The sequence below is a fragment of the Cryobacterium sp. Hh38 genome (assembly GCF_004403235.1).
Classification (GTDB): domain Bacteria; phylum Actinomycetota; class Actinomycetes; order Actinomycetales; family Microbacteriaceae; genus Cryobacterium; species Cryobacterium levicorallinum.
This window is the reverse complement of record NZ_SOHD01000038.1, coordinates 47,420-60,428: the sequence shown is the minus strand read 5'-3', so window position 1 is coordinate 60,428 and position 13,009 is coordinate 47,420. Positions and strand designations below refer to the sequence as shown.

General features: G+C 62.2%; 15 protein-coding genes and 1 pseudogene. 12 read left to right on the top strand and 4 right to left on the bottom strand.

The annotated features are described in order from the left end of the window. Nucleotides 1-61: 61 nt before the first annotated feature. Complete coding sequence (locus E3T41_RS13595) at nucleotides 62-676, bottom strand: exonuclease domain-containing protein (protein ID WP_092450355.1); 615 nt, start codon at nucleotides 674-676, stop codon at nucleotides 62-64. Nucleotides 677-752: 76 nt separating this feature from the next. Between E3T41_RS13595 and ychF the strand changes: the two genes are divergently transcribed. The 3 genes and pseudogenes from ychF to E3T41_RS13580 all read left to right on the top strand — a co-directional run bounded on the left by ychF (nucleotide 753) and on the right by E3T41_RS13580 (nucleotide 3,070). Beyond that, nucleotides 753-1,826 carry a redox-regulated ATPase YchF gene (ychF, locus tag E3T41_RS13590; RefSeq protein ID WP_092450353.1) on the top strand — a complete coding sequence of 358 codons (1,074 nt, stop codon included), beginning with the start codon at nucleotides 753-755 and terminating at the stop codon, nucleotides 1,824-1,826. A gap of 94 nt (nucleotides 1,827-1,920) precedes the next feature. Then, a pseudogene (locus E3T41_RS18590) lies at nucleotides 1,921-2,112 on the top strand (HigA family addiction module antitoxin); the annotation flags it as partial. 76 nt (nucleotides 2,113-2,188) lie between these two features. Continuing rightward, nucleotides 2,189-3,070, top strand: a complete 882-nt coding sequence (locus E3T41_RS13580; RefSeq protein WP_092450349.1) for a hypothetical protein — start codon at nucleotides 2,189-2,191, stop codon at nucleotides 3,068-3,070. Between the two features lie 160 nt (nucleotides 3,071-3,230). Here the strand turns inward: E3T41_RS13580 and E3T41_RS13575 are convergent, their stop codons facing one another. After that, nucleotides 3,231-3,929, bottom strand: coding sequence for a hypothetical protein (locus E3T41_RS13575; RefSeq protein ID WP_241991180.1), 699 nt, complete (start codon nucleotides 3,927-3,929; stop codon nucleotides 3,231-3,233). A gap of 287 nt (nucleotides 3,930-4,216) precedes the next feature. Here E3T41_RS13575 and E3T41_RS13570 point away from each other — a divergent pair, with 287 nt between their 5' ends. The 9 genes from E3T41_RS13570 to E3T41_RS13530 all read left to right on the top strand — a co-directional run bounded on the left by E3T41_RS13570 (nucleotide 4,217) and on the right by E3T41_RS13530 (nucleotide 9,641). Next, nucleotides 4,217-4,645 carry a hypothetical protein gene (locus tag E3T41_RS13570; protein WP_134479060.1) on the top strand — a complete coding sequence of 143 codons (429 nt, stop codon included), beginning with the start codon at nucleotides 4,217-4,219 and terminating at the stop codon, nucleotides 4,643-4,645. A 620-nt stretch (nucleotides 4,646-5,265) separates the two neighbouring features. Beyond that, nucleotides 5,266-5,691 (top strand): hypothetical protein, encoded by a 426-nt coding sequence (locus tag E3T41_RS13565; protein ID WP_092450343.1) that lies wholly within the window; start codon nucleotides 5,266-5,268, stop codon nucleotides 5,689-5,691. A 79-nt stretch (nucleotides 5,692-5,770) separates the two neighbouring features. Next, nucleotides 5,771-6,052: a type II toxin-antitoxin system RelE/ParE family toxin gene (locus E3T41_RS13560; protein ID WP_134479058.1), complete on the top strand. Its 282-nt coding sequence runs from the start codon at nucleotides 5,771-5,773 to the stop codon at nucleotides 6,050-6,052. Next, nucleotides 6,027-6,347: a HigA family addiction module antitoxin gene (locus E3T41_RS13555; RefSeq protein ID WP_134479056.1), complete on the top strand. Its 321-nt coding sequence runs from the start codon at nucleotides 6,027-6,029 to the stop codon at nucleotides 6,345-6,347. The genes E3T41_RS13560 and E3T41_RS13555 overlap by 26 nt, the downstream gene beginning before the upstream one ends. 261 nt (nucleotides 6,348-6,608) lie before the next feature. Next, nucleotides 6,609-7,283 carry an SDR family oxidoreductase gene (locus tag E3T41_RS13550; RefSeq protein WP_104132099.1) on the top strand — a complete coding sequence of 225 codons (675 nt, stop codon included), beginning with the start codon at nucleotides 6,609-6,611 and terminating at the stop codon, nucleotides 7,281-7,283. Nucleotides 7,284-7,453: 170 nt separating this feature from the next. Next, nucleotides 7,454-7,909, top strand: coding sequence for a hypothetical protein (locus E3T41_RS13545; protein WP_092450335.1), 456 nt, complete (start codon nucleotides 7,454-7,456; stop codon nucleotides 7,907-7,909). 67 nt (nucleotides 7,910-7,976) lie between these two features. Beyond that, complete coding sequence (locus E3T41_RS13540) at nucleotides 7,977-8,546, top strand: HhH-GPD-type base excision DNA repair protein (RefSeq protein WP_092450332.1); 570 nt, start codon at nucleotides 7,977-7,979, stop codon at nucleotides 8,544-8,546. A gap of 6 nt (nucleotides 8,547-8,552) precedes the next feature. Continuing rightward, nucleotides 8,553-9,275, top strand: a complete 723-nt coding sequence (locus tag E3T41_RS13535) for a DUF2461 domain-containing protein (RefSeq protein ID WP_092450330.1) — start codon at nucleotides 8,553-8,555, stop codon at nucleotides 9,273-9,275. Nucleotides 9,276-9,344: 69 nt separating this feature from the next. Continuing rightward, a complete protein-coding gene (locus tag E3T41_RS13530) occupies nucleotides 9,345-9,641 on the top strand; it encodes a bacteriorhodopsin (protein ID WP_092450328.1) in 297 nt (98 codons plus the stop codon). Between the two features lie 121 nt (nucleotides 9,642-9,762). Here the strand turns inward: E3T41_RS13530 and E3T41_RS13525 are convergent, their stop codons facing one another. Together E3T41_RS13525 and E3T41_RS13520 are read right to left on the bottom strand one after the other, a co-directional pair. Continuing rightward, nucleotides 9,763-10,563 (bottom strand): hypothetical protein, encoded by an 801-nt coding sequence (locus tag E3T41_RS13525; RefSeq protein ID WP_134479054.1) that lies wholly within the window; start codon nucleotides 10,561-10,563, stop codon nucleotides 9,763-9,765. 88 nt (nucleotides 10,564-10,651) lie between these two features. Next, on the bottom strand, nucleotides 10,652-12,985 hold the full coding sequence (locus tag E3T41_RS13520) for a hydantoinase B/oxoprolinase family protein (protein WP_092450326.1): 2,334 nt from the start codon (nucleotides 12,983-12,985) through the stop codon (nucleotides 10,652-10,654). Nucleotides 12,986-13,009 lie beyond the last annotated feature (24 nt).

Sequence of the window (13,009 nt, the reverse complement as noted above, 5' to 3'; positions counted from 1 at the left end):
TGAAGTTTGCCAGCGACCACCGACATTGCCGGAATGACACTCGGATCAGGCTAAATGCACGCTAGTTGAGCGCCATTGGCCCGTGCATCGACGCGTGTTCCTGGGTAGCCACCGGCCCGATCACGCCGACCTTGACCCGGGTGATATGGGCAAGCTGCTCGAGCGTATCGACCTCGTGACGCTTTGCGGCGTGGATCATGATGGCAGCGCAGGCTTCAGCGTCTGCGAGCGCATTGTGGTGCGAGAAGTTTTCGAAGCCAGCCGCCATCGCCGCGACCGGCAGCCGATAAGACTCGAGATGGTAGGTGCGCCGGGCTACCTGCAGGCTGCAGACGTAGCGAAAGTCCGGCACCGGCTGGCCGGTCACGATCGACGCCGTCTTGATCACTCCGAGGTCGAAACCGGCGTTGTGGGCAACGAGATAGTCGTCACCGACGAAGGCGACCAGCTGCGGAAGCTGCTCGGCCCAGGTAGCCGCGCCCACGACATCCGCTGCAACAATGCCGTGAATGCGGGTGTTCCACTCGGAGAAAGCGTCGTGGTCGGGCGGCGGCTGGATGAGCCAGTAGGCCGAATCGACGACCAGGCTGTTACGCACTTTCACCATGCCCACCGAGCACGCCGAGGCGCCCGAGGAGTTGGCGGTTTCGAAATCGATCGCGGTGAAATTCAGCACGCCTTATGGTCTCACGGGCCACCGACATGAGCCTCCGACAAGGGCCGCGGTGACCTGGCCGGTAGAATGGTCTCTCGTGGCTCTTACTATTGCAATCGTCGGACTCCCCAATGTGGGCAAGTCAACCCTGTTCAACGCCCTGACCAAGAACAACGTGCTCGCCGCGAACTACCCGTTCGCCACGATCGAGCCCAACGTTGGAATCGTGAACCTTCCCGATTCGCGCCTGGCCGACCTGGCAACCATCTACGGCAGCAAGACCCTGCTTCCGGCGCCCGTGTCCTTCGTCGACATCGCCGGCATTGTGCGTGGTGCGAGCGAGGGAGAGGGGCTCGGCAACAAGTTCCTCGCCAACATTCGCGAAGCGGATGCCATCGCCCAGGTCATTCGCGGATTCGCCGACCCCGACGTCGTGCACGTCGATGGGAAGGTCAACCCGGCCGGTGACATGGAAACGATCAACACCGAACTGATCCTCGCCGACCTGCAGACCCTCGAGAAGGCCGTGCTGCGCTTCGAGAAAGAGGTCAAGGGCCGCAAGATGGCGCCGCTCGTTCTGGAGACCGCGCTCAAGGCGCAGGCCATCCTCGACGGTGGCCAGCCGCTGTCCTCCGCCACGCTCGACATCGAGCCGATCCGCGAACTGGGCCTGCTCACCGCGAAGCCGTTCATCTACGTCTTCAACGTCGACGAGGCCGTGCTGCAGGACCAGGCCAAGCTCGACACCCTCGCCGCGCTTGTCGCTCCGGCGAACGCCGTGTTCCTCGACGCGAAGCTCGAGAGCGAACTGAGCGAGCTCGACGCCGAAGACGCCGCCGAGATGCTCGCGTCGACCGGTCAGGCCGAGAGCGGTCTCGACCAGCTTGCCCGCATCGGTTTCGACACCCTCGGTCTGCAGACCTACCTCACGGCCGGTCCGAAAGAGTGCCGCGCCTGGACCATTCACAAGGGCTGGACCGCACCGCAGGCCGCCGGAGTCATCCACACCGACTTCCAGAAGGGTTTTATCAAGGCGGAGATCTTCTCCTTCGAAGACCTCATGGCCGCCGGCTCGATCGCCGAGGCCCGCTCGAAGGGCAAGGCGCGGATCGAGGGCAAGGAATACGTCATGCAAGACGGCGACGTAGTCGAATTTAGGTTTAACGTCTAATCAGGCCGGCCAAGGCCGCTTCTTGCAGGTCGAGGAGGTCCGCCAGAGCCTTTTCTGATGGTCGAGGAGGCCCGCGAGGGCCGTCTCGAGCGCGGTGTCCGTCGGTGTGCCGCCTCGCCGCATCAACGGGGTCGTGCACGGCCAGCGTCGAATCACCGCGAACACGGCTCTCCGCCTGGCCAGGTACTTCGGCACCTCGGCGCAATTCTGGTTGACGTTGCAGGACCGGCATGACCGCGATGTTGCCGAGGATCGCATGGCTGAGCAGATTGCGGCAATCACTCCGCGCCGCCCGCGGGACAAAGACCCTTCTTTCGAGGCACGGCGAACCTGGTGGGCGGAGAGCGGACTAGCATTCGGTTATGCTCACGGTCGACTCGCTCAGGAACCTCCTCGCAACGGGCCGTTCGGGTGACCTTGCGGCCCGACTCGCTTCCGTTGAGCCGTACGAGCGCCGCGCGGCGTGCAAGCCCCTGGTTGGTCAGGCCAAGGCCATCCTGTGCGCGAGTTCAGCATCGACGGTGACTTCGTGGCTTCGCGATCTGCGAGCAGACTATCCCGGGGGGTACGCGCAATTCGTTGACGCCTGGACAGGGCCATTGGAACTAGGGCACTGGGATGCGGCGACCACCGTCCTGCTGGCCTCCAAAGTGCCCGCTCAGGCCGCGAAAGTCTGGCCGATACCAGAGGACCGTTCGTTTGCGCAGTGGGTGTACCCGGCCTTGTTCCCCAACGACCTCATCGCGTTCGTCGATCAATGGTCTTCGGATTTCGCAGCGAATCCCAAGAACTGGGACCGTAACCGGGGTCGGGCCGTGATGTATGAGTGGATTGAAGAAGGTCTCGTCGAGGCACCACATCATGATGGAGCTGTCTTGATGCTGATCAGCGGTTGGGCTGACAGGCCGGGGAAGCCGCTTTTGTACTGGCTGCTTGCGAGACCGAAAGTCACTAGGGTGCTCTTCGCTCGTCTCTTCACGACGCGTGGCATCAAAGGTGCTTCTTTGAGGCAGAGCGACCGGAGTGATGTCAACGATCCACTTCGAACAGTGGTCGTGCCCGGGCTCGTGGAGGCTGGAGTGTGGAGTCGGAGCTTCGTCGTTCAAGGCGTCGAGTCAGCCTTGAGAAGTGATCTGCCCGCCTACCAGCGCCGCTGGTTCGTTCAGCTCGGTGCAGACCTGGGTCTGCCGGCGGCGGGGACGACCGCACTCGCTCGCTCACCCGGTTCAGGGGTTGTTCTGTAACGTAACGTGGTGGAGTTCAGATTCAACGTTTAGTTCAAGTGGATCCAGGGCTTGAAGCGGTGATGGGCGCCCGTGCCGGTCACCGCGCTTTCTCTAGCGAATCGTTGCTTCATTTGGCCAAAGTGGCGCGGAAGCCTCGACGTACGTCATGATGCGAGCGCTAATTACAAAAGTCCGCGATTCGGCGATTTCGCGATGTGACGAACTCGATCGTTAGTCTCCGATAATCCTGATAGGCAGCCATCGTCCTCGGAAATGCGGGCGGGCGGAAGTCATCGAACGGCATCAAGAACCTGACTGCAGTGGAGTCTTCATTTACAAGATCTTGCAGGAGGAAAAATTTCACGTAGCCTTCGAAGCTTTCGAACAGAGCGAAGAAATCGGGATACCGGGCAAGCGTCTCACCGAGGGGGCTGCCCATGCCGAGGTAGTGCCGTCGTACACATTCGAGGGTGAGATCGAGCCGATCGGCGATCTTCTGATTGAACCCGCGGGCACCGTTGATGGTCTGTTTACCGTCCACCTTATTGCCGGGGAAAAGCATCATCCCGCCGATCGTGTACCCGATATCGTGGAACGACTTCCGTTCCACTTCCGGTATCTCGTCGATAATGTGCGCCATCCTGAACCAGCTGTCGAACGTGGGTATGACGGAATCACTCGCAAGGTAGAACTCGCCCAAGGCAGACTTGTGGTGCAGATACGCGTCCGGCGTGTGGTCGTCCAAGTCGAACAGAACGCCGTTGGGCAAGGGTTTGCTCCAGAGCTGCATGTGATATTTGCGAAGTGTTCGACTGTGCGTGTCAGGATCTTTTCCGCGAGCGTCGGTCCGCACGTCAAACGTCGTATCGATAGCCAAGTTTCGCCCCATGAACCCGAATCTTACTAAGCCTCGATCCACCGGTCCGCCTTGAGCGAACGGGGTCGCTGACTGCTGGGCGGTGTTTTGGTGGTGGGCGCGGCGAAGTTGTCGGCCTTGCTGCCGATGGTGTTCCGTGAGCTTCGGTGCCGTGTGGCGGATGGTCAGGTGGTGACGGTTTGCGGCGGGCCGCAGGCCGCCGCGAACGCGGCTGTCCGAGTTGCGACTCGGCATCGATAGCTTCGGCGGTCTGGCATCACTGCCGTGATGGATGCCATGCTCCAAACATGAGCAATTGGCGGCGCAGGACTCTCGGCATTGGGGTCGTTCTTTCAGTGAGTGTCGGTCTCGTCGCGTGCTCGGCGACGTCGGCGACCTCGGTTCAGGAATCCCCGAACGGCCGGTTGATTGCCGTCTCCGGGCAGACGAGTGACGTTCAAGAGCAGGCGCTCGCGGAGGGAACAGTCGCGTGGGGGCGTGGCGATTGCATGGTGGTCGAAGCAGAGGAGACCTACCTCATCGTGTTCCCACGGGGCACGACTATTGGCGGCAGCGATGAGGTGATTCTTCCCGACGGCTATGTCATCAGCGCTGGCCACGAGATAGGACTCGGGGGCGGCTTCCACCCGGTTTCCACAGCGAGTGAGCTCTCGGCGACGCTGGGGGCGTGCCTGACCGAAGAGGTGTTCTGGGCAAGCGGCGAGGTGGCTGAGTAATCTCGACCACCGGATAGCGCCCTCACCCACATGCGCGAGAGGGCCGCCCATCCCAGATCTAACCTCTCGACGTGACTGCGTGGAATTTAAATTCAGTGTCTCGTTCTGAGTGTGCATGCCCCTATCGGGCTCGAATGCCCCATGGGACTTCTTATGCCGATTCCAGAGTTCGAACCAATCCGTGGAGCCGGTCAGCTCGATTCCGTCGTCGAGATAGGACGACCATCGGCGCGTCTGATCGTTGGCGTCGATCAGCGGGAGGAACAATCGCAGCATGGGAAAACTGGCATATCGATCCGGGACGAGATCGCGCGCTGGCGTGATGTCGCTCATTCTCGTTCCGCCTCCCGAGGGCCCCAAGATGAATCGACGCAATTCACGGGCCGTGGCTGACGAATACCGTGCCGCTGAGGTCGTACTGCGCGCTGGTGAACCGACTCCTGTCGTAACGTTGCTTAGTGACGGAACGTGGTGGAGTTCCGCTTCAACGTTTGAGCTCGTACTGGGCCGGCGTATACAATTTGACTCCCTGCGAGGAGTGACATGCGCAGATAGCTGATCGTCGTCCCGTGCCTGCGTGACCGCGACGCGAACGCCGGTCGCGAGAGGAGAACAAGGCCATGGTTTCTGGATCGGGACAGTCCATCATGCGTGATGCGCAGAGGGAATGGATGCAGTCGCTGCGAGCCAGAATTGCCCATATAGAACTGGTCTTTAACAACGGTGACGACGGTCACCCGCTGGTCGCGCAACTGGCGCACCTGGAATCGACGAGAACTGTCGGTGTTAAGCCTGGGAACGGCTACGCGCGACAGCGCCTCACCGCGGTGAAGCGTAGGTTCGCCTACGACCGCGAAATCATTCAGGCGCTCGACGGTCTGGGAGGCATCTTCCCTGATGTTGCGAGCACGGAGCCCTGGACCGAGCTGGGTGATGTTGATGTGGTGTTCCTCGACAAGCACGGCGAGGTGCTCGGAGCGACAGTGACGCATGAAGGAATGGTCATCACACCGGACGATGATGAGCGCCTCGATCGCCAGGCGTGAAGTTGCTTTGTCACGGAATCCGGTGGAGTTCAGGTTTAACGTATAGCGTTATTGACGCGATGCGTTATAGACTGATCGTGTGATCAGGTCGTTCGGTAGCAAGGACACTGGAAAGATCTGGCATGAGCAGTACGTCAAGGGTGTCGACCGCGCGGTGCAGCGAGCGACCCTGCGGAAACTCGAGTTGGTCAATGCGGCCAAGGATCTTGAGGACCTTCGGATCCCTCCGGGCAATCGTTTGGAACAGCTGGTCGGGGACCGTCGAGGTCAGTACAACATCCGGGTGAACGTCCAGTGGCGCATCTGCTTCGTCTGGAGAGAAGGAGGAGCAGCCCATGTCGAACTCGTCGACTACCACTGAGAACGACTCGATCGAGCCGATCCATCCGGGAGAGATCCTGATGGAGGACTTCATCGATGGATTCGGGATCACGCAGAACAAGCTCGCGGTCAGCATTGGGGTGCCGCCGCGCCGGATCAATGAGATCGTGCACGGCAAGCGGGGCATTACGGCCGACACGGCGATCCGCCTGGCGCGGTACTTCGGAACATCGGAAGAGTTCTGGATGAACCTGCAGTCCAACTATGAGCTGCGTCGCGAGCGCCGGGCGCTGTGGGATAAGGTTGCATCGATCACACCGCTGAAGGTCGCGTGACAGATTCTTCGATCAAGGTAGTTGCGCACAATGCGTTGGGGGCGCGAGACTTCGCCCAACTGGGGCGGCTGTTCGAAAGACGGGACCCGTACCCGTGCGACGTCGGACTAGTCATCGCGTCAATGCATCCCTGAATGCGCGTGCCGCAGTCTCCGGACTTCATGCAGGCAGCCGTTGGAACGTGCTGGATTTCAGGTTCAACGCTTAGGCTCAAGTTTCTTGCGATATTCGTCACGAGAGCATCAATCGAAGGAGACCATCGTGCCTGTCATCGCCATCATCGGAGCCGGACCGGGACTCGGCGCAGCGGTTGCGCGCCGGTTCGGGCGCGAGGGCTTCTCGCTTGCCCTGATATCCAGGAACCAGTCGAAGCTGGACGCTATGGCAGCCGAGCTGACCGATGCCGGCTTCACCGCGAGTGGTTACGCTGCGGATGTCCGCACGCCCGCGTCGCTCGAAGCTGCCCTTGCACGTGCCGCGGCAGAGCTCGGTCCCATTACTGCGCTGCAGTACAGTCCTCTCCCGTCGCGCGACTACCTGAAGCCGGTGCTGGAGATGACTCCTGAGCTGGCGCTGGAGGCATTGCAGTTCTCGGCCCTCGGACTCATCCACGCCGTGCGCACGGTGCTGCCGGGAATGCGTCTGGCAGGAAGCGGCAGCATCATCCTGATCAACGGCGGGACCTCGGTGCAGGCGCGCGCCGGCTTCGCCGGCACGTCGATCGCCTTCCCCGCCGAGAGCGCCTACGGCGAGATGCTGCACGATGCCCTAGAGGGTGACGGTATCCGGGTTAACCAACTGGTGATCCCCGGCGGCATCCCCCAGCTTCAGCTTGCCAACGGCATCGATGGCGTCGCTGATCGCATCTGGGACCTCCACGCCGTTGCCGGTCCGTTCCGCACCATGCTCATCCCGCTCGAGGACGGCCGGGAGTAGCGAACTCGTTGCCCCGTCGCACGATAGTCCGCCCGACTGCACGACGAAGTGAGGCTCGGCGCGGTCTGCGCGTGGACGCAGTGCCCCCAAAAGAAGTCCACCGCCACCCGAGCGGCCGCTCGTCCGATGGAATTGCGTCGGTTGACTGCGTCGAGTGTTAGCGTTCTGGCATGACTGAGACGGCCAAGCAGAGATCCCGTACCTCCCGCACCGGGTCGATCCCACGCACGGCGGCACGGATCGCGCTCGGACTGGTCCTGGCCGGTGCCGGAGCCACCCACCTCACAGTCGCGCGTGACGATTTCCAGGCACAGGTGCCGGAGTGGGTACCGCTGAACGACGACCTCGTCGTGCTCGGCTCCGGGGTGGTGGAGATCACCCTCGGCGTGGCCCTCCTCGTCGCCGCGAAGCAGCGTGTGCTGGTCGGATTCGTGGTAGCGGCCTTCTTCATCGCCATCTTCCCCGGAAACATCTCGCAGTACCTGACGAAGACCGACGCGTTCGGCCTCGACACCGACCAAAGCCGCTTCATCCGACTGTTGTTCCAGCCGCTTCTCGTGCTGTGGGCACTGTGGGCGACCGGGGCGAGCACAGTACTCCGTCGGGCGCTGCGTGGGCGCCGATAGCCCCGTCCGTCGTGAACCGGGCCGTACCGGGTCGGCTGCACAGGGTGGCGGTGGCAGACTGATTCCCATGACGACGCTGCACATCACCGGCGATGACACCGCCGACGCCCTCCTCAGTGAGAATCCGTTCGCGCTGCTCATCGGAATGCTGCTCGACCAGCAGGTTGCGATGGAAACGGCTTTTGCCGGTCCGGCCAAGATTCGCGAACGGATCGGCACCCTTGATCCGAAAGTGATCGCCGACTTCGACACGGATGCCTTCGCCGAGATGTTCCGCGCGTCACCGGCCGTGCACCGCTACCCGGGTTCGATGGCGGCGCGTACCCAATCGGTGGCCGGGGCCATCATGAGCAACTGGAACGGCTGCACCGCCTCGATCTGGACGGAGGGCGATCCCGACGGCAAGGAAATATTCCGTCGGCTGAAGTCACTGCCCGGGTTTGGCGAACAGAAAGCGAGGATTTTTCTCGCACTCCTCGGTAAACGACTCGGAGTCGACGCGGCCGGCTGGCGCGAAGCATCCGCTCCCTATGGGGAGGAAGGGTCATACCGATCGGTGGCCGACATTGTCGACCCCGAATCGCTCACTCGCGTGCGCGAGACCAAGCGCGCCGCTAAGGCAGCCGCGAAGGCGTAGTCTCGCGTGGTGGGCCCTCACTTCAACGAACGGACATTCGACTTTCTCGACGAACTCGAGCATCGCAACGAACGCGATTGGTTCCAGGAGCACAAAGCGATTTACGAGCACGAGTTGAAAGACCGGATGCTTGCGGTCATCGAGCGAATCAACCTTGCGTTGGGCGACTTCGCGGCCGAGTGTGTGCGCCCGCCGAACAAGGCCATGATGCGCATCTATCGTGACGTTCGATTCTCGAACGACAAGTCGCCGTATAAGACTCATCTCGCTGCCCACTGGCCACCCCGTGGACTGGAGAAGGCTGGGGGAGCGGGATACTTTCTGCAGGTGGGTGTGCGCAGCGTCATGGTGGCCGGCGGTGCCTACAGCCCGCCGCCGCCGCAGCTACGGGCCATCCGCGACTACGTGCTCGACCACCACGGAGAGCTGCGCTCTCTGCTCGCCACGCCCGCGCTCACACAACTGGCGCAACCGTTCGGCGGCAACAAGCTCATCCGCCCGCCGCGCGGCTTCCCGGTCGGCCATCCGGCGGCTGACCTTTTGCTCAATCGCAGCTGGGCGCTGGTCGGCCACCTGCCCGGCGACGTCGCGCTCGACGAGAATTTCACCGACCTCGTCATTGAACGGTTTCGGGCGTTTCAACCGGTAGTCGACTTTCTCAACGTTCCACTGGCCGCGGCCACCCCGCTCGAGCAGGAAGCAGCCGTAGGCCGCCGTCGCTCTGCCTGACCACAGCCAGCCGGGACCCGCGCCGCATCAGGCCAGGGCCCCGCTAAGTGCCGGTCACACTTTGTCCCTGTGGTGGTGCACAATCTGGGCGCCGTTTCTCACAGCAAAATTCTGACCTGGGGTGTCTATCCGATCGCGTACCTGCTTCCGGCCATCGGTGTGAGCGGTGGAGACGCCTGGGTCGGTAAGCAACTCGGATACTCGATAGCCGACATTCTGGCGAAGGCGCTCTATGGGCTCATTATCTTCCAGATTGCGCGGATGAAATCCTTTGCCGACGACCCGGCATTCGCGCTGGAGGAACTGTCCGTCGAGGACGCCGGGGAATTGTCTCGGTCGATCAAGCCCGCGGACGTCGTGAAATAGGGCGAACGTCATCGGGGCCCGGCCGAGCGAACGTCTGCTCGGCCGGGCCCCCTGTACACCCTGGGCCTATGACATCGAGGTGACAACGGATGTCTGATGCCTCACCCGACAAAGGCGCAGCCTAGTCCAGCGCCGTAATACGGCTCAGCACCTGCTCGGGAACCGCCTGGCGCGGCACCTCGCCCACCAGAAAATCGCCGTCGGGCAGCAGCGTGCCGGAGTCGGACGACCAGAACTCCGCGCTGATCACCGCTCCGCTCAGCTGGCTGCCGTGCAGCTCGACGTGGTCGTCGTGTCGCTGGCCGAGCGCCCACCGGTAGTGGTCGGTCACGTTGGCGACTGGAGAATAGGTCGACAAAGGTACCCCGCCAACAGCCGGGCCGCGGTCGTCGAGCAGCACGGCGATCAGCGGCAGCGCGGCGAACCCGCGCAGCCAGTCGGCAACATACATTGACGCGTTTTCGGCGTTGTCGGCGTCGAGCCCGGACACATCGTTCGACCCCGAAAACGGATGCGTGAGCGCCAGCCACTGCATCGGCGACGGAATCTGCAGCACGACCGGTACCCGCTGGGTCTGGCTGAAGAGGGTGGCCAGTTCAATCACGTGCGCCGTCGTCTCGGCATCACCGAGCAGGGTACGCAGGGCATAGCCGGTGCGGGTTTTGGCGCCCATCGCTGCCTGAAGCGCAGGGTCGGCGGCGACCCGCTGGGCGTAGAACCGGTCGAGGCTGAGCAGGGCCAGGTCGGACTTCAGCACGCCCTGCACTTGGCCGAAGAAGTTCGCGAAGGCCATCGGCTCCTGCCACGGCACCGGCTTGCCCTGCAGAAAAACGGATTGGGCATAGTCGTGGCTGTCCAGCACGACCGCGCGACGGCGGCCCGACGTTGGCTCGGCCAGCAGTTCATTCAATGAAACGGTCACGGTGTCTCCCATCGATCAATCAAGAAAATCGACCCGGGCTGCGGGACCGTAAGGAGACGGTCCCGCAGCCCGGGTCAGCTGGTGAAAATTAGGACTTGTGCACGGCCACTTCGCCGTACTTCTGCTCGAGTTCGCGCACGCGCGCCTCGAGCTTGCTGATTTTCAGAACTCGGCGGTCGGGCACCATGATGAGGGGTAAATCTCCGATCTTGCCCTTGACCCGCTCGGGCTCAATTTTGCCCCAGTGCGTCGCCAGCAATTCCTCGTTGTTGTCCTGGCCCCACGAGCCGTAGTAAAGCAGGTCCTTAGGCGGCTCTTCTTGAACGAACTCCGCAACAAACTCCTTGTACGGCTTGCCGCGACTGATGCGATCTTGGCGCATCTGGGCCCGCAGTTCAATCGTTGCCTGCTCATACACCACGAAAGTGTCAGCTTCCCAGACGACGCCGTAAACGTTCGTGGCGACCTGGGCCGAGATTCTGTCCAGCTCAAGGTCGGTCACGACGAGTTCGGGGTCGCGCTCTAGCACGTCGCCGTAGCCACCGCCGGCGCCCTGGGCGATCATGTAGAGTTCGCCCTCCTTGGCTACGTCGAACTGCAGCCCCATGTGTCCGGTCTGGTAATCGCCGCCCTCGAAGGGCTGCTCGTTCATGACGCGTTCCATCGAAAGGTTGAACTGCGACGGGTCCTTCTTGATGATGTCGTAGATGTTGATGTCCTTGACCATGGCCAGGGGATAGACCGGGCAGCCGTACCCTCCGAACATTCCGGGAACCGAGGAGAACTTCGATCCGGAGGTGACGGTCATGAAACCCCAGCTGGGTGTACCGCGAGAGGCCACCATCATCTCGTAACCCATGCCGCCGCGATACTTGCCGAAGCCCTGATTGTCGCGCACCAGCCGCTTGCTGACCAGTTGCAAGAACGGTACCTCTTCTTCCATGACTTCCTGCTCGCCGAGGTCGGCCATGGCGCAGAACAACGGCGCCACGGCGTCTTCACCGTCGCGGAACGCCTTCGCCCCGCCGCCCATGCCGTTGAGGTCGGCACACAGATTACCGACCTGCTCACCGTTCTGTGTGGTGCCGCCCCAGAGAAAATCGTTGATCTGGTTGAACCAGGGCGCCACGACGTTCGAGTATTTCTGTGGCGATGAGAACTGCATCTTGGCGAAGGCCGACTGTAGGGCGGAGAAGCCGCGGAAGGATGCCTGCAGCGACTGGCCGACGGGCGCGTCGTAGCCGGCATCCGCCCAGGTATGTTCCTCCGTGATAATTTCGATGGGCGACAACGCTCCGGTGCTGCGAGGCAGGTCAGGCCACCAGTACGAGAGAACTGCCTGGGACATGAAAGATTTCGTTGACGCGAGCGGCGAGTTGAGGGCCCGATTGAGAATCTCGGGGCCGGTACCGGTGAGATCGATAATCATTCGTTCGCCCTTCACAGTGATCTTGCAGGCGAACTTGATCAGAATGTTCTCCTTAAGCGTGGAGTCCACGAACTGATTGAAGGTGACGGTGCCGTCTGGCAGCTCGCCAATACGGCGGCGTACCTCAGTCTCGACGTCCTCGACGGTGACGCGAAGTGACGCGACGAAGGTCTCCTGCCCAACCTCGTCGATGAGCCGGTCGACGGTGTCCATGATGCGCCGGGTGGCGCCCATCTTCACCTTGATGTCGGCGAGCATGAGCTTCGGGTCGCGCGTGGAGTGTTGCAAGAACGTCAGCAGGTCGCGCCGCAGGTGCCCCTTCTCCACAATCTTGATCGGCGAGGCACGCAGACCGTCATCGAATGGTGACTCCGAACCCGACGGCATACCACCTGGTTCGCACGCTCCGTTCTCGCCTTCGTGGATGGTCGCACCCACCCAGGCGATGATGATTCCGTCGCGCATGACCGGTACGAGCATCGACTGATCGGTGTTGTGCACCATGCCGAAGCGGGAGTCGTTGTGGAAGAAGCCGTCACCCGGGTTGATGCCGACGGTGGGCTCATCCTTCCAGTTCTTCATGATGTAGCGGATGGGATGGTGCAGCACCGCGGAGAAGGCGATCACGCCGCGGTTGGAGAGATACGTGACATCGCCCTCGGCGGTGTAGACCGCGCAGGAGAGGTCGGCCCACTTCGCTCCGGGCGCCGCGCCCATGCTCTCGCACATCTCGAAGGCCTCGTCAAGTGCACCGGCCAGGCGTTTGCGAATCCGGTCGACCTCGAGCGGGTCAATGCCCTTCGCGATGCACTCCTCCTCATAGGCGGTGCGCGGCATGATCTCGTGAGTACGCATGATGGCCGGGTCTGGCCCGAGGAAGAGGGTAGTCTCGTCCATGAATTTGTCGACCCACTGCTGTTCTTGGTCGGTCAGTAGCTGGGATGCGTCGTCGTCTCCGCTGGTGGGCACGAACTGGTCAGTTGTCAGTGTCATGGTGTTCAAGCTCCTTTGCTTGCG